Genomic DNA, 26,630 nt, shown 5'->3' with positions numbered 1-26,630 from the left:
TTGGATTGAATGGTACTTTTCTTTTTTGTATGAGGTGCCCCCATGAAGTTCATTTCATATACTCTCTTCATCCTTTTAAATTTCATAGTCATTTGTAGTTCATTTACAAACTATTTTACCATGTTTGAACTTTATTGCTTTATACTATAAGAATATTAATCAGAAAGTAGGATTGTATATGAATGTATCCGCCATGATGAAATTAACCATCTCAATGGCCATATTTGGTTCCATTGGTTTTTTCACCATACATACAGGAATCCCAGCCGTCGAACTTGTTTTTGTCCGTTGTATTTTTGCAACAGTATTTTTAAGTGCGATGTGGTTTTTTACAGGTGGACATAAACATGAAGCATGGAATCGAAAAGAAGTAATTCAAACACTATTTTGTGGGATTTTCCTCGTAATGAATTGGGTATTTTTATTCAAGGCATTTGAAGAAATGTCAATTTCAGTTGCTATTTCAATATATAATTTAGCGCCCATCTTTGTATTAATTTTAGGAGCAATCCTCTTAAAAGAACGAATGACTTTACGCGGTATTTTGGCTACGGTCATCTGTTTTATTGGCAGTATTTTCATAGTAGGAATTGACAATTTTACTTCAATCGAACAATTTTTCAACTCAGGCTTTATTTGGGCATTACTTTCAGCTATTTGTTATGCATCCACAATGTTCTTAAGCAAAACACTTAGTAGTTTGTCACCTTATGCCACGACTTTTTTACAAACGTTTGTAGGAATTATAATGCTCCTACCCATTTGTGATTTTTCGGTTTTCCAAGGATTAACGACAACAAATTGGTTGTTTATTTTAGGTACGGGAATCATTCATACTGGTTTTGTCTATTATTTATTTTTTGATAGTATCAGACACTTACCTACAATCGTTGTATCCGTATTAGTATTCATGGATCCAGTTGTCGCTATTTTGCTAGATACGATCATTTTAGATTTTAGACCGACGCTGCTACAGTCACTAGGCATCATACTTATATTTGGAGGCATACTTTACACAGTTTTCATGCCTACCAAAAAAGATGCTGTTTCGAATGAGAGTGAAGTTGTTCAATAGATCATACGCAGCATCACTATATACTAGTTTAAATTACTACCAATAATGTAGTGGACTTTTTCAGTTTTGTAGCACCTTTTCTCTCTTCATTGCCAAAATGAAAGACGTAGATAACGGAAAAATATTCCCCTAATGTACTTAGTGAGGGCTTAGATGGCACGAATAAGGGAAGATTTTTCTCTTAATTGCTCTAAATAAGGGAAAATTTAAGGATTTTATTCACATAAGGGAAAGATGTTCCTTTATACTGCAGAAAATAAAGGGATTTTCTAAATTAAGCGAAGTTTCTTCCGTTATATAGTGATGGCTTGAAGAGGGTTTCTTATTTTTATCACCTCTTTTCCCCTTCATCACACTTTTGAAGAGTTGACTCTGATGAATTTTGTATCACATCAAGAAAAGAAAAAAAGTGAAATCGATTTCCTCGATTTCACTTTTCTCATTATCTGTGCTCGGTCATTTGTTTCCAAACGGATCCTTTTGCTTCTTCGCCTTGTTCGATACGAGCGATTGCCATTTTGACTTGTAGTTTCACTTCGAATTCTTTGTCTTCTTCTGCTTCATGAAGTGCAGGTAATGCGTTTTCAGTTCCTGTTTCATATAGGTACATAGCCGCGCGCCAACGAACAAGTTTGTTTTTATCCTTCAATGCTTCAATCATTGCATGCTCAAATTCTGCCAAGCCTAAGTCACTCATGCAATCCCCTGCAGTACGACGCACGGCGGCACTTTTATCTTTTAATGCACGGGAAAGTAGTGGGACCACTTTTTCATCTTCAATCATCCCTAAATAGACGACTGCAAGACGTCGAATAGACATTTGCTCATCTTCTAACGCTTTCTCTAAAAGTGGAAGATCATCGAGTTCAGGGTCCGGTATTTGATCAAGTAATTGGAATCTCGTATGCCAATCTTCTACATCGAACTCTTCTACTGCAATTTTTTTGCGCTCGACCGTAACAGATTTTTTTGTATTGGCCGCTTCGACGATTTTAGCAATGCGTTCTTCCGGATAAGTTGCATCAATTTCTTGTAAAATATTTTGGGCAATTTCCTCCTTATCTCCGTAACGCACACCGAAGTCAACCCATTTACGTTCTAAAATATAGTTGTCATCAAATTTATTAACTTCTACAGATTGGAAGGCTTGCACGAAACGCTCTCCTGTTGAAATACGGTGTTCAGAAGATGAATCAAATACTTTAACTTGCAGTGGGATCCCTCTAAACATTTGGACGTGAACAAAGACTTCACCATAATGGTCCACTACTTGTTGCTCTTCTTTGCCAATAACATCGCCTTTTTCGCCTAATGCAGTACGTACATTTGATAAAATATTTTCCCAACTGAATTTTGCATTTCGTTCAATTGCTAAAAAGTCTGCAACATGATAAACCCCTTTTACTCCTTCAATATGTAAAATGGCTTTAATTTCTTCCGGTGCTTCATCTAGATTGTCTTTTGTATAATTAAAACTTTTACCAAAAGGTAATTCCTCATCAATCACAACTTTCATTGAGTTTGGGCTTGGAGTTGGTTCGATTGTAACAATTTTCATGATCAGTTCCTCCTATCCTTTTACAATTTCTTCTAAGTAAGACCATCTTTCAATTAAACGTTCATACTCCGTATTTAACTCATCTAGTTTGACTGTTAATTGCTGAAGTTTTGTAAAGTCAGAACCAGCAGTGGAAATTTCCTCCTCTGTAGTCATAATGTCCTCTTCCACTTTAGCAATTTGGTCACCAATTGTTTCCCATTCTTTTTGTTCTTTAAACGTTAGCCTTTTCTTTTCGTTTTTTGTTTTTTGAAGCTTTGGTTGTTTTTCAACTTTTTCCTCTTTTGCTTCTATTTTTTGGGCAAGTGCTTGCTTTTCTAAATAGTCACTATAGATATCTAAACTTTCATTTACATTTCCTTGTCCATCTAAAATCCAAAGTTTTTTTGCGATTCGGTCTAGGAAGAAACGGTCATGGGATATGGTCATGACGACACCTGGGAAGTGTTCAATAAAGTCCTCTAGTACACCAAGTGTTTCAATATCTAAATCATTTGTAGGCTCATCTAGTAAAAGAACATTTGGCTGTTCCATTAATAATCGTAATAAATGCAGACGTTTTCTTTCTCCACCTGATAACTTTCCAATGGGAGTTCCATGGGTATGTAATGGGAATAAAAATCTTTCTAGCATTTGAGCAGCAGAATATCGTACACCCTCCGCATCCGTAATATCATTTGATGCTTCTCGAATATACTCAATCATTCGTTCGTTCTCATTCATTTTTGGCAACACTTGTTTGAAATGTGCCAGTTTAACCGTTGAACCTACAATTACTTCACCCTCATCAGGCTGTATTTCTCCAGCAATGATATTTAACAAGGTTGATTTGCCATAACCATTGGCCCCAATAATACCAATACGATCTCCTTGTTGTAGTAAAAAGTTAAAATCTTCAAGGATTACACGGTCAGCAAAAGTTTTTGATAGATGTTCACCTTCAATAACTTTTTTTCCTAGTCTTGTCGTTGCCAAAGATAATTCTAAATTCGCATCATCGGTGTTACGATCAATTTGATCATCTAATTGCTCGAAACGTTGAATTCTAGCCTTTTGTTTCGTTGTGCGGGCTTTTGCTCCTCGACGAATCCATTTCAATTCTGAACGATAACGATTTCGTAATTTATCTTGTGTTGCAGCACGCATTTCCTCGCGAATAGCACGTGCTTCCAAATAGTCTGCATAATTACCTGTATGACGATACAGGGTTTGATTAGCAAGTTCATAAATATGTGTGGATATTTCATCTAAAAAATAACGGTCATGGGTGATGAAAATAACTGCACCTTTTAAACGTGTGACCATCTCTTGTAACCACTCAGTTGATTGAACATCTAAATGGTTCGTAGGTTCATCTAACAAATAAAGATCTGCAGGTTCAATTAGTACTTTTGCAAGAGCCACCCTTTTTTGTTGTCCACCTGATAGGCTTGAAACAATCGCATCATACATATCAATCCCCAGTTTTGTAAGTGATTGTTTTGCTAGTGCGTTGACATCCCAAGCCTTCTCATTGTCCATTTGTTGTTGTAGTCTAAATAATTTATTTTGTAATTCTTCTGATTCAGGATTTTTTGATAGCTGCGTAACAGTTTCTTCGTATTCTCGGTTCAATTGTAAAATTGGAGAATTACCAGAGAATACTGCTTGTAATACAGTTTCTCCTTCATTAAATTGTGGCTCTTGTGGTAAGTAAGCCACACGATATTTATTTGGGTGATCCAATTCGATTGAATCAGCTTCTTGTATACCTGCTAAAATCGATAATAAAGTAGATTTCCCTGTACCATTAATGCCGATTAACCCAGCACGTTCACCTTCATATATAGTAAATTCGATATTTTTAAAGAGAGTTTTATCTCCCACAGTTTTCGTTAAATTTGATACGATTAAATGACTCATATATTATCCTTCTCTTTCAGTTAACTATTGTTTTACGTGTAAATTAACGCTTAAAAATTTACAGCATCAATAATATCAACGTTATATATAAATCTTATTATAAAGGAATATGTAAAATAAAGCATTAAACAGAATTCATTGACTCCTATGAACAAAATACAGAGATACTACTTTTAACTTTTAGAAATAAATAGGAATTATAGTATCGTAGTTATGGCGAATATTGCAAAATAAAAAGCCCTCCAAATTTATGGAAGACTGATATATTTTCGATTTGTTACGCTAAAAGTTCCTTTCATGATTAGAATCCCTGTTAAAATAATCATTACTTAAATCAGCTTGTCCTAACATTTTTTCATAAAAACTTACTTCTCTCATTGTTTTAAGTACTTTGCTTAATTTATCAAAAATATAACCCCAACCTTCTTCGGTTTGATCATGATACTCTTTTAGTTTCGTTTCGATTTCTTCCTCTGTCAATCCTACCTCTGTAGGGATCTTGATTTCCTGTATAAAAGTCATTTTACAACCTGATTCATATGGCTTTATTTGTATTTCAATAACATCCTCTGCTTCATTAATATGAGGCATTTTAAAGGTAAATCGTAATTTTTTTGGTGGGTCGATTTCTTTATACTTACCTAATACGTAATAGTCTTCTTCATCGTGAAAATCGAGTATTTCAAAAGCACCACCAACTTTAGGCTCGCTACTCGTATATATATTCGTTAATTCTGATGTAAAAAACCATTTTTTCATAATATCTGGATTAATCCAAGCTTCAAATAATTTTTCTGGCGGTTCATCAAATGTTCGTAATATAATCAACATTGCATTTTGGGATTTTCCCATGATAACCATTCCTTATTAGTTATTATAAAAACTTCACCTTCTCCTTATAGTGTACATTTGCTTAAAATCAATCCAATTACTTTAAAATTTTAAAATATGATTCACCATTAAATAGTTAAATTCGGTAAAACAACAAAAGGTGTCTCACTTATTGAGACACCTTGAAATTTCACTTATTATTAAATAGTTATTTTGGTCGTTGCATAGTAAAAATTTCACCGATTTTTGCATAATCGTTTCCAGCTAAACGACTGATAGCATCTAACTCTGTTGGACTTATATACTTACCATCATAAATCTTTTCGTCAATATGGTATTGAACAATTTCTCCAACAAACAAATCACAACCTGGCTGATCTTCCTGGCCTCCAAGGGAAGTCGCATGTACTAATTTACATTCAAAACGGACTTTTGCCTCTTTAACTCCTGGCACGCTAACCATTTCACTTTCCACTTGAGTTAGTTTAGCTAATTCTAATTCACTCTCAGTTGGTGGTAGTGATGCGGCAGTTTCATTAATTTTTTCTACATTTTCAGTATCTACAATATGAACCACGAACTCATGATTCTCATATATATTTCTTGCCGTGTCTTTAAGTTGACCACCTTTTCTTTGTACCGAAACAGATAACATCGGTGGGTTAGACGAAACGATATTAAAAAAACTAAATGGTGCAGCGTTGACTATACCATTATCTGATTTTGTTGTGACGAAAGCTATTGGTCTTGGAATAATCGTTCCAATTAATAGTTTATAATTTTCTCTTTCTGAATTGTCTTTTGGATTGATTGAAAGCATTTATTTCACCTCTTTAATCTATTCTTCTACATAAATTTTCCTTCTCTTAAGAACTTTAGTATTTTTAAAGACTAAAAACAAGATAAAATTGCCACTAAATTTTTTATATAAACTATTATTTTCCGAAAAGATAACAATCTTCCCTTAAATATAAAGGAGAATTATTCCATTACATCACTTTAAATGTAGCGTCAACGATCATTAACGGAACAATCTTCCCTTAAATTCAAAAATCCGGATATTTCCTTCAGAATAAAGGAAGTTTTTTCCCTTATGTTACCGATATCAATGAAATTTATCACTTTTTATGAAGTTAGCGGAAATTTCTTCCCTTATTTCGCCTATAAAAGCACCCGCAACATACATTAACGGAACAATCTTCCCTTATTTTAATAATCACATTTATTTATTAATTAATAAATAGCAGAATTTTTTCCCCTTATATAACTGAAATCAATGAAAAGTGGCAATTTTCCAGAAGTTAGTGGAAATTTATTCTGTTATTTCACCAATAAAAGCACCCATTCCTAGTTCTTCAATTGGTATTAAAGTGCTCTTTCAGTTGCTAACACAAATCGATACTATTTTCTTCATTAAATGTTTAACTTGTACCACAATCGAAATTATTTGCTATGTTAAATATCTATAAGTGAGTTAAATAAATCTCTATAAAAATGGACTCTATTCAACAATATGAATGGAGTCCATTTATGATTTTTATAAGTACTCTTTCTCAATTGTCAGTGTACTTCTCACTGTATCAATTGGTCGTACTAGTTTTTCGATTTGTTCGCGTTTAGGCTCTAAGAAAGGAGGTAAGGATAAAATTTCACCCACTGTTTCATATGGTTCGTCACCCATAAATCCAGGGCCATCAGTAGCCCATTCGAATAAAATACCAGGTGCAACACGTGCATATAGTGATTCGAAGAAGAAGCGATCTACATAACCTGACGTACCAAAACCAAAACTTTGCATACGCTCAATCCATTCATATAACACTTTTGTATCTTCTACACGGAATGCTGCATGATGTACTGTACCAAAGCCTTGGCGCCCATTTGGTAAAACGGTATTATGTTCTACAATCACTTGCGCTCCATTACCACCCTCACCTACTTCGAATAAGTGCAGTGAATCTTCTTTTGCAATTTCTCGCATTAGCATTACTTTTTCTAACACTTCTTTAAAATAATCAAATTGTGCGATGCGGATATGAATTGGACCTAATCCTGTAATAGCAAATTCTAAAGGTACAGGACCATTTTGCCATGGCGTACCTGAAGCAACGCCTTCATTAAATTCATCAGAAACTAACATATATTGTTGGTCATCAAAATCAACAAATGAAATTGTCTTCTTACCAAAAACTTCTTTAATACCTGTATGTTTTACTTCATATTTGTCAAAACGTTTCACCCAATATTCTAATGCTGCATCTGTAGGCACACGGAATGCTGTTTTGTATATTTCGTTTGTTCCATGAGTTCCTTTTGGAATACCTGGGAAATCAAAGAATGTCATATCTGTTCCAGCTGATCCTTTATCGTCTGCGAAGAATAAATGATAAGTTTGAATATCGTCTTGGTTTACTGTTTTTTTAACTAAACGCATACCTAATACATATGTGAAAAACTCATAATTTTTTTCTGCACTACTTGTAATGGCTGTTACGTGGTGGATCCCTTTTAAGTGATTCATATTGTTTTCCTCCATTTTCTCTTTATATTTCGAATTCGAGATATATTATTTAAAAAAATAGATAGTTAAGAGCTATCTTCATTTTAGTTAAATACGTTATTTTTATACTTCATGACTTATACTAAATTTCTTTAGAATTAAGTTATCTTTAATTCGAGATAATAATAACATGTCTAAATCTCACAGTCAATACTTTTCCCCTAAACTGGAACACCTTATTAGTATTTACATAGAAAGCCTACAACATACCAGTTTCAATACAAGTAAACTGACTTTATTTGCATAGTTTAGTGAAATGCCGTTCATCAAGCTTATGAACGACATTCCTGAAAGAAAAGCTAACCACGCGAAACTATGAAACCCTCTCTAGTTTCATTTCCTGGATCGCATGCCTTTTTCTTTAAATTTTCATACTTTTTTCCCAAGCCCCTCTTATTCCAACACCGGTTTCCTTTGCGGCCGTCTCTAATTCCTTCATTTCCTGATCAGTTAATTCAATATCTATAGCTGCAATCGCTTCTTCGATATGTTTTGACTTCGTTACTCCAATAATTGGAACTGTTCCTTTGGCGATGGCCCAAGCAATTGCAATTTGTGCAGGATCAACCTCATATTCTTTACCTATCTTTTCCATCGTCCCTATTAGTGGAGTTAACTTAAGAAGAACTTCCGAATGAAATGCGTCGCCTCTTCTTGTCCCTTCTTTAAAAGGATTTTTAGCATTATATTTTCCTGTTAAAGCACCTTGCTCTAATACCATATAAGAAAAGAATAAAACATTATTTTGATTGCACCAATCAATAATCCCAGCTTCTTCAGATTCTCGATAAATTAAACTGTAGTGGTTTTGTACGGCTGACAGTTGTAAACCTTCACTTTCTAGGATAGAAGTAGCTAACTTTATCTCTTCTAAGTTATGATTGGAGACACCCACATGTTTTACTCTACCACTTTTCATAAGTGGGACAATTTCAGTTGTCCATTTTTGTACATCTTTCGGATTATGAATCCAATAAATGTCTGTGTGCTCAACACCCAATCGATTTAAGCTCTCGGTAAGAGTTTTTTCCATATCATCATGACGACCGGGTGTAAATTTTGTAGAGATTAATACATTGTTTTGATTTTTTATAAAATTCCCTAATATCGTTTCAGAAGCACCCATTCCATAAACCGCTGCAGTGTCCCATAGATTTAATCCGGTACTTATAGCCGCATCAAAAACTGGCTTAAGTTCCATATCTGTAAGGTTATTACCAAAAACAGCGTCTCCACCATTTACTCCGTTTCCCCACGACCAGGTTCCTAATGCAATTGGCGGGATCTTGTCATTTTTTAATTGAACATATCTCATTTTTCATCCACCTTCATAATTTTTATCTCTATTCCAAATTAAGAATAATCCTAAAAGACCTGTATATCAGGCTCTTCCTTCCCTTTCATTTTTTAACTGCTTTAAAAAGCTTAACATAAATTGGTGTCTCTCTTCAGCCATTTGTTTCCCTTTTTCAGTTACCATTAAGTCTTTTAACAATAATAGCTTCTCATAGAAATGTGTGACAGAAGCCGTTGATTTTGTTCGGTACTCTTCCTCTGACATGGCAGTACGCGCCTCTTCTTCGTCATCATAAAGCTTTCTTCCCTTTGCTCCCCCAAAAGCAAATGTACGTGCAATACCAACTGCTCCAATTGCATCTAAACGATCTGCATCACGAACGATTTTTGCTTCGATTGTTTTAGCTGGAAGTTCATTCCCGCCATTAAATGAGACACTTGCTATAATTTCACGAATATGTTCTTTCTTTTCATCGTCTATTGGAAGCGTATTAATTAATTGGTTCTCGGTATCTTTACTATCCGTATATTTTTTATCGCTAACGTCATGTAATAATACAGCAAGTCGCACTAACTCAGCATCAGCTAATTGTTCTGTTGCTAGAATTGTTTCGGCATTCTGTAATACTCGTTCAATATGTTGAAAATCATGACTAGCATCAAACTGATTATATATATTTTTCACAGCTTCTTTAACATTTTCTATCACTTTCAATCATCCTATCTTTTAGTTTCATTTTTTCTATTACAAAATTTGTAATAATTTTATGCCCTCTTATCAATTATAGTGTTATCTGTGGACTAGCAGAAATAATATGTATTAAAAAGAAATTCGAAGGGGGATCTACACTGAAACAAAATGATTTCGGCACACTTTTTATCCGAATGATATTAGGGGCAATTTTTACTATTCATGGCTTCGATAAATTTAAGGAAGGTATTCAGGAAACCATCGGCAGGTTTGAGGACTATGGAATTCCTTATGCTGAATATGTAGCTTTCGGTGTCGCTGGAGTAGAATTAATTGGTGGCTTCTTCCTAATTATTGGATTTTCAACGCGTTTTATTGCAGCACTATTAGCAATTATTATGATTGGTGCCATTGTGAAAGTACGGTTTGAACTTGGATTTATCAATGGCTATGAATTTAATTTAGCCTTATTAGCTATGTCCCTCTATTTATTATTTGGAGGAAGCAAAATGATGGCATTGGACAACTTCCTTGGACAAAGTAAAAAGAAAAAGAAATATTCATAACATCAATAGTGGTACAAGCAACCAAAAATCGAAAAAAACTGCACCACCATCGTTAATTGTGTCTAACAAAGGAGGTGCAGTTCACTAAATTTATTCACATTATTGCTTTACTAATTCAAGGTCAACCGGTACGAATTCTTGTACCGTTTCTCCGTTTAAGTAATTAACAGCTGTTTCAATGGCCGCTTTACCAATTTCTTCTGGTTTTTGTGCAACAGATGCAGCCATTTTTCCTTCTTTAATTTTCGCAAGTGCATCATCAGTTGCGTCAAATCCAATAACGATGATGTCTTTTCCAGACGCTTTAATTGCTTCTAAAGCACCTAAAGCCATTTCATCATTTTGTGCAAATACTGCTTTAATTTCAGGATTAGCTTGTAACATATTTTCCATTACTGTTAACCCTTCACCTCGGTCAAAGTTTGCTGTTAAACTTGAAACAAGGTCAACTTTACCTTCAACAGCAGAAAGGAATCCGTCTCCACGGTCACGCGCTGCAGAAGAACCTGCAACCCCTTCTAGCATGGCAACTTTCGCCCCCTCACCTGCTAATTCAAGTAAATAATCCCCAGCTAATGCACCACCAGCAACATTATCAGAAGCAATATGAGAAACAACTTCCCCATGATCTGCAGAGCGGTCAACTGTAATGACAGGAATACCTGCTGAGTTTGCTGATTGTACCGCTGAACCAACTGCAGCAGAGTCCACTGGATTAATTAAGATTAAATCTACACCTTGTTGGATTAAATCTTCGACGTCTGATGCTTGTTTAGATGCATCATCTTGAGCATCGACAATGACAATTTCAGAACCTAATTCAGTTGCATTTGCTTTAGCACCTTCACTTAACGTAACAAAGAATGGGTTATTTAAAGTAGAAATAGAGAATCCAATTTTTAATGTATCTTTGCCTGTTGACCCTTCTTCATTTTGTAAAAAAGGTGACTCCATTGAACAAGCAGACAAAATTACTGTGAAAATCGTTGCAACAATCAACATCGTTAACTTTTTCATGTTTTGCACTCCTTATGCAGTTTTTTTACGGTCTAATAAAACCGCAAGTAAAATAACTATCCCTTTCACAACCTGTTGCCAGAAAGAAGATACTCCGATTAAATTCATACCGTTATTCAAAACACCGATAATCAGTGCACCGATTAATGTACCGAAAATCCACCCTTTACCACCATTTAAGCTTGTACCACCTAAAACTACGGCAGCGATGGCATCTAATTCATAAGATTCCCCTGCTGTTGGTTGTGCCGAATTTAAACGAGATGTAAGAATTAAAGCTGATAATGCTGCTAAGAAACCAGTAATTGCATATACTGCAATTTTCACACGATCAGCATTGATACCCGATAATTTTGCTGCTTCTTCGTTCCCACCTACTGCATACACACGACGACCGAATGTTGTTTTTTGTAAAATAAAGTATAAAACAAAAAATGAAATAACCATTGTTACAACTGGTACTGGGAAGCCTAAGAAGTATCCTTTACCAAATAATTGGAATGTGTAGTGATCACCTAAATTAGAAATTGGTTTACCATCTGTAAAAACTAAAGTTAATCCACGATAAATTGTCATAGTTGCAAGAGTTGCAATGAAGGGTGCAACTTTCCCTTTTGTAATGATTACTCCATTAACTGCTCCTAAAAATAAACCAAGTACTAGTGCTATTCCCATAGCTACAAATGGGTCAGTACCACCTGCAAGTAAGCTTGCTGCAACAGCCCCAGTAAGTGCAAGCGTTGACCCGACTGATAAATCAATTCCACCTGTTAAAATAACAAACGTCATTCCAAGTGCAATAATTGCACTAATTGAAACTTGTCTTAGAACGTTAAATATATTAGCAATCGATAAGAAATTAGGATTTAAGATTGAAACGATAATAATTAGTAGTAATAAACCGAAAAGTGGTCCAAGTTTCGTTAACAACTCTTTATTTTTATAATTGACCAACTTTTTCCCCTCCTGTTGCATAGTGCATAATGATTTCTTGTGTCATTTCTTCTTTCATGACTTCACCTGTTAGCTTTCCTTCTTGCATGACAATGACACGATCTGCTACTCCAATTACTTCAGGTAGTTCCGAAGAGATCATAAGAATCGCGACACCTGATTCTGCTAACTTATTAATAATGTGATAGATTTCTTTTTTGGCTCCGATGTCTACGCCTCGCGTTGGTTCATCTAAAATTAGAATTTCTGGTTCAGTTCCTAACCATTTCGCAATAACGACTTTTTGCTGATTTCCACCACTTAATGATTTCGCCGCTTGTTCTGGTCCCGAAGTACGAATTTTTAACTCTTCAATATACTTTGTGACCATTGACTGTTGTTTCGATTTGTTAATCACACCAGAAGACGAGCATTTTTCAAGATTTGCTAATGCGATATTTTCTTGAATTGAAAAATCGAGAACTAATCCTTGTGTTTTTCTGTCTTCTGTCACAAAACCAATACCATATTTCATGGCATCGATTGGTGATTTAATGGAAACTTTCTTTCCATCGATGAACACTTCACCATTACTTGCTTTACGATATCCGAAAATGGTTTGAGCAACTTCCGTACGACCTGCTCCCATTAATCCTGCTACACCAAGCACCTCGCCTTTATTAACTGTAAATGAAATATTTTCAAATAATCCATTTACACTTAAGTTACGGACTTGAAGTTTCGTAACCCCAATTTCACACTGACGTGTAGGGAAACGTTCACCAAGTTCACGGCCAACCATCATTTCTACTATTTCGTCAAAAGTTGTTTCTGGAATATTACGAACACCGATATACTGGCCATCTCGTAAAATTGTAATTCGATCACATATTGCAAAAATCTCTTCCATTCTGTGAGAAATATATACAAAAGAAATGCCTTTTTCTTTTAGTTCACGAACCGTTTTAAATAATGTTTCAATTTCCCGATCAGTTAATGCAGCTGTTGGCTCGTCCATTACAATATATTTGGCTTCACTAGCAATAGCTTTAGCAATTTCAATAATTTGTTGCTGCCCAACAGATAAATCTCCTGCACGTTTTTTAGGATTAATATTAAACCCTAATTTTGAAAGCAGTTTCGCAGCTTCCTTTTCCATTTCACGATTTTTTAAAATTCCTGTTTTGCCATAGGTTTTTTCTTTTCCTAAAAACAAGTTCTGTACTACTGTTAAATCTGGCAATATATTTAACTCTTGGTGAATCACATGAATACCCAGTTTTTCCGCATCTTTTGGAGATTTAAAGTTAACTAGTTGTCCATCCACTTTGATATTTCCTGAATCTTTTGTATAAATACCACTCAAGATTTTCATCATAGTAGATTTTCCAGCACCATTTTCCCCCATTAATGCATGAATTTCACCATCAGCTAATTTGAACTCTACTTTGTCCAAGACGACATTGCCGCTAAATGCTTTTGAGATTCCCGACATTTCTATCATTGTTTCATTCACCTTCTATTTTCATTTCCGTATAAGAAAAGCGCAAGGCGCCTGTAGCTAGACACTGTTCACACTCCGAAAGTTATTCTCTCTGATTAAGTTAAAAAATGACACCACATTGTAAAATCACATTAGCATAAGGAGTTGTTTCACCAGTACGAATAATTAATTTTGCTTCCTTCGTTAATTTTTTGAATTCTTCATGTGTGACATATTCAATGGATGAAAGTTTCTCTTCTAGATAAGAAGATACCCTTTCATTTTTTGTTTTAACTTCTTCCGCAACGACAGATGCTTCTACAACTAAGTCTTCTAACACCACTTCTAAAATTGAAAGAAATGAAGGTTCACCTAATTTATAAGCTAAATCAACACATGGAACACCATCAGGGATGGGTAAACCGCAATCTGCAATAACAATCCGATCTGTATGACCTAATTTTGCAAAGCGGCCAGCTAGTTCTCTATTTAGAATGCCATGCTTTTTCATTTAATTTCCTCCTAGGCGCATTTTTACTGCTTCAAGATTAGGCATTCCGCCCTGTGCACCAAACTTTTCAACAGATATTGATGCAGCAATATTCGCGAATCGAACAGAGTCTTTCAAATTAATACCTGAGCAAATGGCATACGCAAGTGCACCGTTAAATGTATCACCTGCTCCTGTCGTATCCACGGCGGTTGTTTTAAAGCCAGGGACACGAACAATATTTTTTCCGTCACTGTAAGCCGCACCTTCACTACCCAATGTCACAATGATTTTATTTGGATATTGTGATAATACCGTTTCAAAATTGGCTCCAAAAATTTCTTCACATTCTGTTTCATTAGGAGTTAAATATGTAACTTTTTCAATCCATTCCTTTTTGAAATTTCCTGCAGGAGCTGGATTCAATAGAACTGGAACCTGATAGTCTTCACACAAACTTAATACGTATTCAATCGTTTCAACCGGTATTTCTAATTGAAGCATAACTAGTTTGCTTTGTTTAATCATTTCTAAATTGGCATCAACCATTTCTTTACTAACGTCAAAGTTTGCACCAGGCACGACGATAATTCGATTATCATTTTCGTGTAATAAAATATTTGCAATCCCAGTAGTGTTCTTTGTTTTTGTAATGCCTATTACATTAATGTTTTCATTTATTAAGTTCTCATATAATTCTGTACCAAAACTATCTTGCCCTACTGCCCCAATCATCTGCACATTACTTCCTAATCTAGAGGCTGCAATTGCTTGGTTTGCACCTTTTCCACCTGGAATTGTTGTAAATAATTCTCCAAGTACAGTTTCTCCTTGTTTCGGAAAAATGTTTGTTTGAACTACAATATCCATATTGATACTCCCAATAACTGTAATCACCTTTTATGCTCCTTTTTCGTTGTATCTCTCTCTATTAGTTGAGGATTGATATGTACTGAGGTACAAGGTAATGTTTTCCCCTCAATTTGTTGTATCAACATCTCTGTAGCTGTTTCTCCAAGTTCATAAATATTTTGAGCTACAGTTGTTAAAGTAGGTGTAACAACATTACCAATTTGAATCCCATCAAAACCAACAATTTGAAGATCTTCTGGTACTTTTTTATTTAACCGAAGGGCTGCTTTCATCGCTCCAATGGCTGATGCATCACTACTTGCAAAAATCCCATTAATCGAGGGGTTTTTTTGTAAATATTCAAATGCAATAGCCTCCGCAGCATCAAATTCAAATGGACTTTCAATAAGATGAGATTCTATTCCTTTTCCTTGTATTGCTTGTAAATACCCTTCAAGTCTTTCCTCTGATGAAGTAATATTTACAGGACCTTTCATATAAAGCAGTTTAGTAGCTCCACAATCAATTAAATGATTGGCTCCAATTTTTGCACCTTCAATATTGTTAGTTGTAACTGTTGGAATGTCCATATTAATCGGACGGTCCAATGCTACTACTGGAATGTTTGAAATCGGATTCGATTCATATTGAAAAAGAGAAGTTATTATAATTCCTGCTACATATTTTTTTGTTAATGCTTGCATGTAATGCCGCTCTTTTTCTAATTGTTCGTCAGAGTTACAAAGAATAACTGTATACCCATATTTAAAAGCTGTGTCCTCTACTGCTCTAGCCAACTCTGGAAAGAAAGGATTTTTAATATCCGGAATAATTAACCCAATTAAATCTGACTGCCTAGTTGATAAAGATCTAGCCACTTCATTAGGTACGTAATTTAAATCTTGAATAGCATGTTCAATTGCTTTACGAGATTTTTCTCCGACATAACCTTTCCCATTTAAATATCTAGACACTGTAGATACTGATACATTTGCATATTTTGCAACATCACTTATAGTCGCCATGTATTCACTCATTTCGAAACAATATGCCATACTAATATGGAACCGGTTCCACATTAGTGTTAAATGCCTCTCTTACATTGATTAATTGAGGAATATATTTTTTATGAAACCGGTTCCACATTGCTAAAAAAATATAAAGTTGTTAATCTATCAAGCTTTGTTGTTAAAAACCTTTTATAGTATGACATAATTCATTCTTTCAGGCTATACTAAATATGAGTTTTATTAAAGTTTTATTTTTCAGAAATTTATATAAGCTAATATGTAAAATACTGTGTGCCAGAGTTTTCCAACTACATTTCACCAACATGTTTTTTCTATTTTTCACAAGTTAATTTATCTGATTTTGAGCTTCAATACACTAATAAAAAATCAATCCATTTACGTCTTTATTATCCCCTTTTAGCCACAAAATCAAAAAAATTCTGGCCAACTGTGGCCAGATTTTTTACTTTACATAATAAATTTATTAGAATAATCCAATTGCACTTCCATCTTCTGCTACGTCCATTCTTAGTGCTGCAGGTTGTTTTGGTAAACCAGGCATCGTCATAATTTCTCCTGTTAAGCAAACGAGGAATCCTGCACCCAACTTTGGAATGATTTCACGAACATTAATGGTGAATCCTTCAGGTCTTCCTAATAAATTTGGTTGGTCGGATAAGGAATATTGTGTTTTCGCCATACATATAGGTAGTCCGTCCCAACCGAATTTTTCAATTTGTTCTAGTTGTTTCCGAGCACGATCTGTAAATTGTACACCTTTACCACCGTATACTTTTTGTACAATTGTGTTAATTTTTTGTTCGATCGAATCCGTTAAGTTATATAAAGGTGCAAAATTTTGAGGCTGTGCAAGTACCTCCAAAACATGGTTCGCAAGTTCGATTCCACCTGCTCCTCCTTCTTCCCACACATTTGTACGAGCAATACGAATTTGGTGTTTTTGTGCCCAGTGTAAAACTGTTTGAATTTCTTCCTCCGTGTCCGTAATAAAGCGGTTTAAAGCAACAATAGGTTCAACTCCAAACTGTCGGACTGTCTCAATATGTTTTTCTAAGTTCCCGATTCCAACCGTTAATGCTGGTACATTTTCTTCAACCAAATTATTTTTGGCCACACCACCATGCATTTTTAGTGCACGAATTGTCGCTACAATCACGACCGCATCAGGTCCAAAACCACCTTGTCGAGACTTAATATCCATAAATTTTTCTGCACCTAAATCTGCACCAAAACCAGCTTCTGTCACAACGATTTCTGCTAGCTTGCGTGCAGTTTGAGTTGCCGCAATTGAGTTACATCCATGGGCAATGTTTGCAAATGGACCACCGTGAATTATAGCTGGAGTCCCTTCAATTGTTTGCACCAAATTTGGCTTAAAAGCATCTTTTAGTAATAGAGTAAGCGCACCCTCAACACCTAAATCTCTTACAAATACTGGTTCTTTCGCATATGTGTAGCCAATTAGGACGTTCGCTAACCGTAACTTTAAATCTTCAATACTTGTGGCTAAACAAAAAATAGCCATAATTTCAGATGCAACAGTAATATCAAAACCGTCTTCTCTAGGAACACCTTGTGTCGGTCCCCCTAATCCAACTAATACATTTCGAAGGGCACGATCATTTAAATCCATTACCCTTTTCCAAATAATTCTTCTAGGGTCAATGTTTAATTCATTCCCCTGATGTATATGATTATCAATGAGAGCTGCTAAGGCATTATTTGCCGTTGTTATAGCATGCAAATCTCCTGTAAAATGCAAATTTATATCATCCATAGGTAAAACTTGCGCATAGCCCCCACCAGTGGCTCCACCCTTAATGCCCATTACAGGTCCTAATGATGGCTCTCTTAATGCTACAATCACTTTTTGTTCAAGTCGTTTTAGTGCATCTGCTAATCCTACAGTCACTGTTGATTTACCTTCACCTGCAGGAGTTGGACTCGTTGCTGTGACTAGAACGATTTTACCAGTTGGATCTAGATTGATTTGATTTGTATCTATTTTAGCCTTATAGCGTCCATATTGTTCTATTGCATCAAGCGGTATTTGTGCTTTTTCCGCTATTTCAGTTATTGGTTTCATATTGGCATTTCGCGCAATTTCTAAATCTGAGAGTGGTTTTAAGGTTGTCATGAAGTAATTACCTACTTTCAATTATTTCTTGTTACTCTAATAGCTTAACACTTTTAATGGATTTCATTATCCACATTTTTATAATTGTCAAAATGTTGACAACATTAGATAACCGATGTATAATTTATACGTAATTGTCTAATTTTCTCAATTCATCGGATGCCATTTTAATACGAATAGGAGGAAAACGCCTCTATGCACCAAGGAAAAGTCAAATGGTTCAGTAATGAGAAGGGCTATGGTTTTATAGAAAGCAATGATGGCGAAGACGTTTTCGTTCATTTCACTGGTATCAGAGAAGAAGGATTCAAAACACTAGAAGAGGGACAGGCAGTTTCGTTCAATCTAGTAGAAGGAAATCGCGGTCCACAAGCCACCAACGTATTGAAATTATAAATTACCATCCAGTCACAATTTGCAAGGCTGGTTTTTTTATGAAGATAAATTATAAATACAGAGCTAGCCAACAATTTTGAAAATAAATGGCTAGCTCTATTTATTGTTTGAGTAAGTTAGATCAATCAGTTTTTCCTACAGGCACATAACCAACTTTTTCTATTAATTGTTGTCCTTGTTGCGAAAGCACCCAATCGATTAATCTCTCCACGTTTGGATTTTTTGTTCCAGCTGTTACGATGTAAAATTCAGAAGAAATTGGATAATCATCATTTCGTATTGTTTCTTTTGTTGGTTCAACACCATTGATTTTCAACAATTTTATTTGGTCATTTCTTACCATTTCAGTGGAATAGAACCGGAAAGTAAATCCAATGGCATTCTTATAATTTTTATATTGAGCAACTTGATTAATAATGCCACCCATTCCCGAGGCTATATCTTCAGTTGGCGCTTCCATAATTGGTGTATCTCCCATCAGAGTTTGAAGGGCTGTTTGTGAACCACTTTCTTCAGGACGTTGAAATGCACGTATGGAATCATTAGCTCCACCAACATCTTTCCAATTACTTACTTTTCCAGAATAAATATCTTTAATTTGCCCCATCGTTAACCCATCAATCAAATTTTTTTGATGTACAAAAAATACAAACGCTTCCCTACCTATTGGAGTTAGTTCAAGCTCAAGACCCAGTTGCTCTGCTCTATTCATTTGTGAGTTTGATGGAGCAGCAACAAAAATCATATCAACAGTACCGTTAAATAAGTTGTCATATGCATTCGGCGTAGTATTTACCATGATTTCACTATCGTACGGTTCATATTGCTTTTCTGGATAAGTTGCTTGAACAATAGCAGAGTACAGCGGATAAAGTGCGGTTGCCCCATCAATTTTCGGTAAAGTTCCAGATAGTTGCAAAGTCGATTTTTCATCTAATGTTACAACTTTTGAATCGTGAGTGTATGGAATATAATCATAGATACTCACCTCTGCTTCAACAGTTGGGATTTTTGCGTCCAATGTATGATAGATTGGTAGAATTGAAGCGAGAAGAATGGCTACAATTGCTACAACTCCAAACGCCTTTTTACGTTTTTTTGTATTCAAAAATTGAAAAACTTTAGCCAGTAGTAGAGCATATATTAAGATGGCTATGGTTATAATCAAGCTTATATAATGGATTTGACCAAACAAAGTAAAGAAAAATAATAAGAAGAAAGTAAAAAAACATAAGACAACCAATATCAAAATCGAATAAATTATAGGTATAATGTAAGTTTTAAAATTCAAGAGATCCCCCTAATTCATTATTTTATTTGATAAATTTATAATATGCTTTTTCAATTACTACTACTTTTTCTTCATTCGCTCCAGAAATCGTAACTTCGAAAATTTCGTTTTGTTGTTTTTCTTTCTGATTTTGATAAAATCCAAAAATACAATTTGGCGCATTTAATTTAATAAACGAGTCGCCCTCTTCAAACTCAAAATGAAACAATTCTGCCCATTCTTTTGCAACTGATAAATCTTCAACTGCATAGGAGATTTCCTCCACTTTTAGATTTCCAAGTGAATGTTCAGCAATAGTCCCACTTTTCTCTAATTCATTATAACGCTCTTCATCAGCACCTTCCCATTGAATAAAAAAAGGATAATCTAAAGGAAGAATCTTTTTACCAAAATGGAGAAGTTTCCATGTCAAAACCGTACCATCTGGTCGAGTTCTCGAAAATGTATCAGGTCCATATACTTCAAGTCCTGCAGCACGAAATTTCTCTGCATCCTTCTCAATTTCATTTGTTCTGATCGCCAGCCGTGTAAACCCATTTTGTTGATTCCTTTTTATGAATGACGCATGTAATGTGTAAGGTTCTAAAGCAGATTTCTCAACTAACTCCTTATCAAAAATCCCTATAAATTCAATGTAAGATAGACCAAAGTAGCATAATGAATTATAGGTTCCCCAAATTTCATGTTTCCCACCTTCCACTGTGTGAAGGCCGATTTTTTTTGTTTCTTCAACAAGTTGTTCAGGTTTGTCAACAAAATGAACAATGTGATCTAATTTATACATAGTAATTTCCCTCTCAATCTAGCACTCTTAAATTATTATTAACATTAGGTTTGATTAGGAACGAACTAAACAACTGTTAGTTCGTTACCGTTTTCTCTTCTTCAGTTGATGTTTCAGTTAATAGTTCATCCCAATCTTTACTGACATCTACCCAAGATTTCGCACCTGAATATTCCATTAACTCATCACAAGTTAGTTGAATTGCAGAATTGATGCTTCCACATGCAGGGAACACCGTTTGGAATCTTCTTAATGAAATATCTAGAAATACATCTAAATTTTTTGTTAATCCAAAAGGACATACCCCACCAATAACATGCCCTGTTTGTTCTACAACTTCGTCTGCATTTAACATCTTTGCTTTTATTTCGAATTGTGCGCGAAACTTCTTGTTATCTACTTTTGCATCACCTGCTGTCACAACTAAAAAAGCATTACCGTCTGGATCTTTAAAAGATAATGTTTTGGCAATACGAGCAGGAATTACTTTTAATGCTACAGCTGCTTGTTCTACTGTTGCACTGCTTTGTTCGTATTCTAAAATATCTTGTTCTCGATTAAAATTTTTTAAATGTTCACGTACACTTAGTATAGACATTTCAACATTCCTTTCCTTTTAGAAAGACACAGTTCACTACAAATCACGGTTAAGTCAACGGTTGTCCTTAATTATGTCATTAAGAGGAATTTAAATTTTCCTATTAAGAAGTCATGATGAATTCTTTTATTATTCCCTATAATATACAGAAGATTTGGAATTCAATAAATATGAAGGATATTTAATTTCTATTGTCCTTCAATTACAAAAGTTATTTTGCTTCTGCAAGTAATTTCATTAACATAACTGCCGTATCTAGTTTCCCTTCTACACGTACCACTTCACCAGTGGACGATACAATGAAATGTGGTTCATTGACACCATATAGTGAATTCGAACTGTTTGCTACCATAAAATGTGCATCGGATGAATTCATTCGCAATTTTGCTCGGTCAATTAAGTAATCAATGTTATCCGTAGCTTCTAATTTAAATCCTACAAGTGTGGTTTCTGGTGCCCACCCTTTAATTTGGCCTAATACTTTAGGTGCCTTTTTAAAATGGATAATTGGGGGCTCATCAGATGGCATTTTCCCTTTTTCCGTCATTAAATTTCCCGACTGGTCATAAACCTGATCAATTACCCAATCCGATCCAGCTGCTGCCATAATTACGAAATCAATGTGTTCAGATTGTACGATTGATTTTACTTTGTTCCCCAAATCTTCTATCCCTTCAAACATAACCAATCTCATGGAATCTTTATGTTCTGGTAATTGAGCGAAATAACCGTGTAAATAGATTACTTCTGCACCTGACGCAAGTGCCTCTTCAGCTAAATAACAGCCCATTGTTCCTTTTGATAAGTTTGTATGACCGCGTACACGATCCCATTTCTCTAGTGTTCCTCCACTAGTAATTAATATTTTTTTATTTGCTAAATTTGCCACACAATCACCCATTAGTTTAAATTATCTTTATTAATTATAGTTTACTCTAACTTGGTAAGATTTTCATTAATTGAAAGCCAATCTATTAAGACTTCGACAAATTTCTTTGTAGCTGGTGATTTTTGTTGCTTTAACATAAACCAATTGTAAGGTAGCTTTCTTGTTTTATCGGTATGGCCTGTACATTTTGCGGAAGATGATTTAAGACGAGCTTTGGTAAAATAGTAATTCCTAAATTATGTTCGACCATCGATAAAATACCTTCCTCATCTGAGAGTTGAAACCGTATATTTGGTTTGATCCCATGAGCCTCAATATCGTTAATCCGCAACACATACAGGATTAATATTTTCGTTAGAACCAATCTTTGCAGTTTATTCGCGGTAATTTTCTTAGGAGAAGATCTCACATTAGATTGATCTTTGGTGGTTTATCAATTTTTGGAGGAAATCTGATTGCTCAAAAAATTGAGTTTCATCTCCTTCAAATTTACATTAAAAAATACAACCTGAAAAAACAGCCTAATTTTTTCTTTTAAGGCTGATTTTTTAGTTCTAAAATGATAAATTGAACTATGTAAATATTTTTTGTCGGATATTTCAAATTCTTCGAAATAAACAATCATTTTTCATCTGTTATGACAGTAGTTATTATTATTAGTACACAGTATTTAATGTAATCCATTACGCGTCGGCGTAATTATTGCACTAAAATATGTAGAAGGAAGTGTTTTTATTGATAGGTCGTAATGAACCATGTCCATGCGGCAGTGGCAAAAAGTACAAAAAATGCTGTGAAGGAAAACAGCAAATATCAATTGAAGAGGTATATTTCGAGGAGATTGAATCAGTTCTTCAAACATTCTATAATGGATACCCTGAAAGAAAAGATGTACGAGAGTTTTTTGAGCTCGTACAACAATGGCTACCAAAACTTCAAAATCATTTACAACGTGAATTAGTTGAATCTGTTGCCCTTGACGACTTTTTCTTCCATCAACGTAAGGATATTTGGACTAACTATTTAAAACGTACGATGAAAAAAATGATTCGTCCAGCAACGATTGACGTTTTAAAAAGTTGGGATCAACCCATTATGTTTATCGGACAAGTAGAGCACATTGAAGAAACTTATTTCACTGCAAAACATTCAATAACTGGTGAAGTCATCTATATACGTCGCGAATCAAAAAAGGCGATTCCAGATGGCATGCAAATATTTGCCTTTGTCTTACCAGATGGTTCAGGGAAAGTAGGCCATTATTTAGCTGTATCTACGCTAATTTTCTTCCCTCTGCAATACAAGCAAGCCTTTGATACATTCGCTAAACAATATAAGGATTCTTCTATTGAATCTGTTGAAGAATTTTTACAAAATCATCATTTAGATTTCTGGGTGCATCTAGTAGAGTCAGGCTATAGTGGTGAAGAGTTCACTTCTTTTGAATCACAAGTTCTTGATGAAATAAAAGAATTCTTACAAGAACGAAATCTACCAACTGAACGAGTAATTGAAATTGTGCAAGATTACCTAGTAGAGAAACAACCAAAAGCAAGAAAAGCTTCTGCTATCGCTGCAGGTGCTATTCGTTTTGGTCAAGAACGCGATTTATTTGAAGGTATTACATTTACTGTGAAAGAAATAGCGGAGAACTTTAGTGTATCTGCTTCATCATTGAATAAATATTATCAAGAGTTATTAGAATTCGAAACAGTTACAGTTTAATTTAAAAGCTAATTAAAAAAAGAGTGAGGTTCAAGTCAATAATGACTTGATTCTCACTCTTTTTTCGTAATTGCTAACATGTTAATTTTATCAGTTTACAAATAATTCTCGTACCAAAACGTTAATGAACAATAAATATAAACGGTGCTTTCTTAATATAAATGAAAAAACAGCCCTTAATAAATAGGAGCTGTCTTTCTATGGTAACCAATTATTGTATATCTTATTTATTTTAGACTTATAAAGTAGGTAGAAGTTGATGTAATCAGTATTTATTAAAACATTTAGCATTATATACTTTCCATTTAAACTTATTCTAGTTTTATTAATCGGGGTACATTTGGGGTACTAATGAGGTACAAAAGAAAATGTACGGGCAGGTGTATTTTATTATCTTTATAATAATGAAGAAAGTCACTCAAATTCGAGTGACTTTTTTCTTTAAAGATACAATTCGTATTTCCCCGGTTCTTCATCTTTTACTTGTTCAACTTTCACTCGTTTCATTTCAATCTGTTTAACCTTTTCTTTTACATTGATATCGTGATCATGAACATACTTATCGACCATTCCATTCGCTACATCAATTCCTAAACTTATGATGTCGGTTAAAATTCCTCTCTTTCCAGCCAGTACGCATACAATATATCCTCCAACAAATACAGTACCTACAACGCTAATTAGGCCCAATTTTACACTCCTTTTTAATTTTCATGAATGCCCTTCAAAAATAAATCAATTTTCCTTTTTCTATCTTCACCCAAATGGGAAAAATACATTTGGACAAACTCTGACATGAATTTAGGATTTCTTATGGACATCCTTATTAAAACTCCAGCTGTGGATGTTGGGGTGATATCTAATGCGTGTGCTAAATTACATAATACATCGTAGTCGTTTCGCTTGAATCGAATAGTTACTTTGCTTGTTTCCCCTCTCGACTTTATTTTTAGCTTTGGCCTATTTGGATCTCCAAGTGCAACCGTATTTCTATAAAAGTAATTTCGTCTGAACCATTTACAAATATCTTCTATTATAAATTTTGAATTTGCAGCTTCTTTACAAATATGTTCTGCAACGTCTTTGACTGGTTCGTCGAACAACTGAGAAAGTGTGAATAGTTGATTTTTCAAAATGATGGATACTGTCGGCTTAACATCAATTTTTTTATCAGACCGAACTTTTCGCTCCTCTTTTTGCACCTCTCTTACCTCCCTCGCCCAACTTTTCTTAAGGAATGATTCCTAGACTTATAGATTACCTTTACATTCCCTAGACGTTCCCTGAAGATTCCCAAGGATGATTCATTTTATGTACTCCCCCACCGAAATATTCTGTATTACGAGTGTAATATATTATTATTTTCAACCATAACATGTATTACATTCGTATTACGAAAGGAGAATGAAATGGATAAATTGATTCTTGGTATTGATGCGGGCAATTACAAAGCGAAGGTTGCTGGAGTTCACGGTGTCGACACTTTCCGAACAAACATTTGCGATTGGTTTGAAAGGGATGTTGAAGAAACTTTTGGCCAAGATGATATGGAATTCGAGATTGACGGACGCAAAGGTTACGCTGGTACCATCGCTATTTATGAGAATGAGTTTGGAACAGGGGCAACTTACGGGGATACAAAAGCTCATGAGGATTCAAAGATTCGTATACTACTCGCTATCTATAGGTACATCACTAAATATTCATTAGATATAAGTTCCATCTACGTTGTTGTAGGTCAACCGATTGTCATGCACAAAGCTGGAGAAAAAATAAAAATCATCGACATGATTATTGGAGAACACGACTTTACTGTGAATAGGCAACGTATCAAATTTGAAATAAAAGATGCCAAAGTTGCAATGGAAGGTTCTGCAGCATTTTGGTCAAATCCTTCAATGCACTCCGCTAAAATCATTGACATAGGTTCAGGTACAGTTAACATGGCAACCGTTTTTGAAAAGCACTACATTCACCACACTTCAGGAACTATGAGCGTTGGAATGGAAACACTTAAAAATCAGAAGGATCTAGATGCGGTAGCCAGAGCAATCTATCAACACGCAACAAAACTTAAATGGAAAAAAGATAGTGAAGTCTACGTGTGTGGTGGTGTAACAGACACAATTCTTCCTTACATTCAAAAACAATTCCCTAATGCGCAAGCCGTCCAACCGAAACTACGTAGAGAGTACGATTTTATGACCGTTCCTGCAACATTTGCAAACGCAGTTGGGTTTTACACTCTTGGTAAGGGGGCATTTAAGTGAGTAATATCAGAAAAATTGTTCCAATTTCACTGAACTTAGAAGATGAAACAGAAAGTAAGTTATTCGAACATCTAAATAAAAAAGGTAATCGCAGTCGTTATTTAAAGAGATTGATCTACGATGATTTAATGCAAGTTGGAAATTTAATTACAACAACTGTACAAGTGGATGATATTGATTTCAATGATGCAGAAGCAATGGAGAGTTTCTTGTAATATAAAGGAAATCATCTCCCTCTTCACGAACTATTTTTAT

Annotated in this window: 27 protein-coding genes; 6 read left to right on the top strand and 21 right to left on the bottom strand. The window is 34.8% G+C overall.

Features of this window, described 5'->3' with window-relative positions; all coding sequences use genetic code 11:
- Positions 1-178: 178 nt before the first annotated feature.
- Positions 179-1,075 (top strand): DMT family transporter, encoded by an 897-nt coding sequence (locus JOD29_RS04265; protein WP_124763058.1) that lies wholly within the window; start codon positions 179-181, stop codon positions 1,073-1,075.
- Between the two features lie 442 nt (positions 1,076-1,517).
- Here the strand turns inward: JOD29_RS04265 and JOD29_RS04260 are convergent, their stop codons facing one another.
- From JOD29_RS04260 to JOD29_RS04230, 7 genes are all read right to left on the bottom strand, one after another.
- Entirely contained in the window at positions 1,518-2,633 is a 1,116-nt protein-coding gene (locus JOD29_RS04260; protein WP_124763060.1) for a conserved virulence factor C family protein, read from the bottom strand.
- 12 nt (positions 2,634-2,645) lie between these two features.
- Positions 2,646-4,535, bottom strand: coding sequence for an ABC-F family ATP-binding cassette domain-containing protein (locus JOD29_RS04255; protein WP_124763062.1), 1,890 nt, complete (start codon positions 4,533-4,535; stop codon positions 2,646-2,648).
- A gap of 282 nt (positions 4,536-4,817) precedes the next feature.
- Positions 4,818-5,387, bottom strand: a complete 570-nt coding sequence (locus tag JOD29_RS04250; RefSeq protein ID WP_158610517.1) for an SRPBCC family protein — start codon at positions 5,385-5,387, stop codon at positions 4,818-4,820.
- 187 nt (positions 5,388-5,574) lie between these two features.
- Positions 5,575-6,186: a flavin reductase family protein gene (locus tag JOD29_RS04245; protein ID WP_124763066.1), complete on the bottom strand. Its 612-nt coding sequence runs from the start codon at positions 6,184-6,186 to the stop codon at positions 5,575-5,577.
- Between the two features lie 717 nt (positions 6,187-6,903).
- Positions 6,904-7,887: a ring-cleaving dioxygenase gene (locus tag JOD29_RS04240; protein WP_124763068.1), complete on the bottom strand. Its 984-nt coding sequence runs from the start codon at positions 7,885-7,887 to the stop codon at positions 6,904-6,906.
- A gap of 400 nt (positions 7,888-8,287) precedes the next feature.
- On the bottom strand, positions 8,288-9,241 hold the full coding sequence (locus JOD29_RS04235) for an aldo/keto reductase (protein ID WP_124763070.1): 954 nt from the start codon (positions 9,239-9,241) through the stop codon (positions 8,288-8,290).
- Between the two features lie 66 nt (positions 9,242-9,307).
- Positions 9,308-9,937 carry an HD domain-containing protein gene (locus JOD29_RS04230; RefSeq protein ID WP_239585557.1) on the bottom strand — a complete coding sequence of 210 codons (630 nt, stop codon included), beginning with the start codon at positions 9,935-9,937 and terminating at the stop codon, positions 9,308-9,310.
- Between the two features lie 95 nt (positions 9,938-10,032).
- Between JOD29_RS04230 and JOD29_RS04225 the strand changes: the two genes are divergently transcribed.
- Positions 10,033-10,479, top strand: coding sequence for a DoxX family protein (locus JOD29_RS04225; protein ID WP_420844542.1), 447 nt, complete (start codon positions 10,033-10,035; stop codon positions 10,477-10,479).
- Positions 10,480-10,578: 99 nt separating this feature from the next.
- Here the strand turns inward: JOD29_RS04225 and rbsB are convergent, their stop codons facing one another.
- The 7 genes from rbsB to JOD29_RS04190 form a co-directional block, all read right to left on the bottom strand.
- Complete coding sequence (gene rbsB / locus JOD29_RS04220) at positions 10,579-11,496, bottom strand: ribose ABC transporter substrate-binding protein RbsB (RefSeq protein ID WP_124763074.1); 918 nt, start codon at positions 11,494-11,496, stop codon at positions 10,579-10,581.
- 12 nt (positions 11,497-11,508) lie between these two features.
- On the bottom strand, positions 11,509-12,450 hold the full coding sequence (gene rbsC, locus JOD29_RS04215) for a ribose ABC transporter permease (RefSeq protein WP_124763076.1): 942 nt from the start codon (positions 12,448-12,450) through the stop codon (positions 11,509-11,511).
- Complete coding sequence (locus JOD29_RS04210) at positions 12,437-13,933, bottom strand: sugar ABC transporter ATP-binding protein (protein ID WP_124763078.1); 1,497 nt, start codon at positions 13,931-13,933, stop codon at positions 12,437-12,439. The genes rbsC and JOD29_RS04210 overlap by 14 nt, the downstream gene beginning before the upstream one ends.
- A gap of 100 nt (positions 13,934-14,033) precedes the next feature.
- Positions 14,034-14,423, bottom strand: coding sequence for a D-ribose pyranase (gene rbsD / locus JOD29_RS04205; protein ID WP_124763080.1), 390 nt, complete (start codon positions 14,421-14,423; stop codon positions 14,034-14,036).
- The gene (rbsK, locus tag JOD29_RS04200; RefSeq protein ID WP_124763082.1) at positions 14,424-15,299 is read right to left on the bottom strand and encodes a ribokinase; all 876 of its coding nucleotides are present in this window, start codon (positions 15,297-15,299) and stop codon (positions 14,424-14,426) included. It abuts the gene before it with no gap.
- Positions 15,296-16,279: a LacI family DNA-binding transcriptional regulator gene (locus JOD29_RS04195; protein WP_124763084.1), complete on the bottom strand. Its 984-nt coding sequence runs from the start codon at positions 16,277-16,279 to the stop codon at positions 15,296-15,298. The genes rbsK and JOD29_RS04195 overlap by 4 nt, the downstream gene beginning before the upstream one ends.
- A 469-nt stretch (positions 16,280-16,748) precedes the next feature.
- The gene (locus JOD29_RS04190) at positions 16,749-18,422 is read right to left on the bottom strand and encodes a formate--tetrahydrofolate ligase (protein WP_124763086.1); all 1,674 of its coding nucleotides are present in this window, start codon (positions 18,420-18,422) and stop codon (positions 16,749-16,751) included.
- Between the two features lie 195 nt (positions 18,423-18,617).
- Here JOD29_RS04190 and JOD29_RS04185 point away from each other — a divergent pair, with 195 nt between their 5' ends.
- Positions 18,618-18,818, top strand: coding sequence for a cold-shock protein (locus JOD29_RS04185; protein WP_124763088.1), 201 nt, complete (start codon positions 18,618-18,620; stop codon positions 18,816-18,818).
- A gap of 121 nt (positions 18,819-18,939) precedes the next feature.
- On the opposite strand, the gene JOD29_RS04180 is transcribed toward JOD29_RS04185, so the two are convergent.
- From JOD29_RS04180 to JOD29_RS04160, 5 genes are all read right to left on the bottom strand, one after another.
- Positions 18,940-20,109 (bottom strand): PstS family phosphate ABC transporter substrate-binding protein, encoded by a 1,170-nt coding sequence (locus tag JOD29_RS04180; RefSeq protein ID WP_124763090.1) that lies wholly within the window; start codon positions 20,107-20,109, stop codon positions 18,940-18,942.
- 22 nt (positions 20,110-20,131) lie between these two features.
- Positions 20,132-20,893, bottom strand: a complete 762-nt coding sequence (locus JOD29_RS04175) for a VOC family protein (protein WP_124763092.1) — start codon at positions 20,891-20,893, stop codon at positions 20,132-20,134.
- A gap of 76 nt (positions 20,894-20,969) precedes the next feature.
- Positions 20,970-21,491, bottom strand: coding sequence for a YbaK/EbsC family protein (locus JOD29_RS04170; RefSeq protein WP_124763094.1), 522 nt, complete (start codon positions 21,489-21,491; stop codon positions 20,970-20,972).
- 211 nt (positions 21,492-21,702) lie between these two features.
- Entirely contained in the window at positions 21,703-22,380 is a 678-nt protein-coding gene (locus JOD29_RS04165; protein WP_240033587.1) for a phosphopantothenoylcysteine decarboxylase domain-containing protein, read from the bottom strand.
- Positions 22,381-22,510: 130 nt separating this feature from the next.
- Positions 22,511-22,711, bottom strand: coding sequence for a LysR family transcriptional regulator substrate-binding protein (locus JOD29_RS04160; RefSeq protein WP_205101630.1), 201 nt, complete (start codon positions 22,709-22,711; stop codon positions 22,511-22,513).
- A gap of 404 nt (positions 22,712-23,115) precedes the next feature.
- Here JOD29_RS04160 and JOD29_RS04155 point away from each other — a divergent pair, with 404 nt between their 5' ends.
- Complete coding sequence (locus JOD29_RS04155; protein ID WP_124763100.1) at positions 23,116-24,105, top strand: SEC-C metal-binding domain-containing protein; 990 nt, start codon at positions 23,116-23,118, stop codon at positions 24,103-24,105.
- Between the two features lie 441 nt (positions 24,106-24,546).
- On the opposite strand, the gene JOD29_RS04150 is transcribed toward JOD29_RS04155, so the two are convergent.
- Complete coding sequence (locus tag JOD29_RS04150) at positions 24,547-24,795, bottom strand: hypothetical protein (RefSeq protein WP_124763102.1); 249 nt, start codon at positions 24,793-24,795, stop codon at positions 24,547-24,549.
- Positions 24,796-24,809: 14 nt separating this feature from the next.
- Positions 24,810-25,307 carry a hypothetical protein gene (locus JOD29_RS04145; RefSeq protein WP_124763104.1) on the bottom strand — a complete coding sequence of 166 codons (498 nt, stop codon included), beginning with the start codon at positions 25,305-25,307 and terminating at the stop codon, positions 24,810-24,812.
- A 207-nt stretch (positions 25,308-25,514) separates the two neighbouring features.
- On the opposite strand from JOD29_RS04145, the gene JOD29_RS04140 reads away from it, so the two are divergent.
- Both JOD29_RS04140 and JOD29_RS04135 read left to right on the top strand, forming a co-directional pair.
- The gene (locus JOD29_RS04140) at positions 25,515-26,375 is read left to right on the top strand and encodes a ParM/StbA family protein (protein ID WP_124763106.1); all 861 of its coding nucleotides are present in this window, start codon (positions 25,515-25,517) and stop codon (positions 26,373-26,375) included.
- The gene (locus JOD29_RS04135; protein ID WP_124763108.1) at positions 26,372-26,590 is read left to right on the top strand and encodes a hypothetical protein; all 219 of its coding nucleotides are present in this window, start codon (positions 26,372-26,374) and stop codon (positions 26,588-26,590) included. The genes JOD29_RS04140 and JOD29_RS04135 overlap by 4 nt, the downstream gene beginning before the upstream one ends.
- The last annotated feature ends 40 nt before the right edge of the window (positions 26,591-26,630 follow it).

The sequence above is a fragment of the Lysinibacillus composti genome (assembly GCF_016908465.1).
Lineage (GTDB): Bacteria > Bacillota > Bacilli > Bacillales_A > Planococcaceae > Ureibacillus > Ureibacillus composti_A.
Note: the sequence above shows the minus strand (reverse complement) of the source record. Positions and strands in the feature narration are given on the sequence as shown.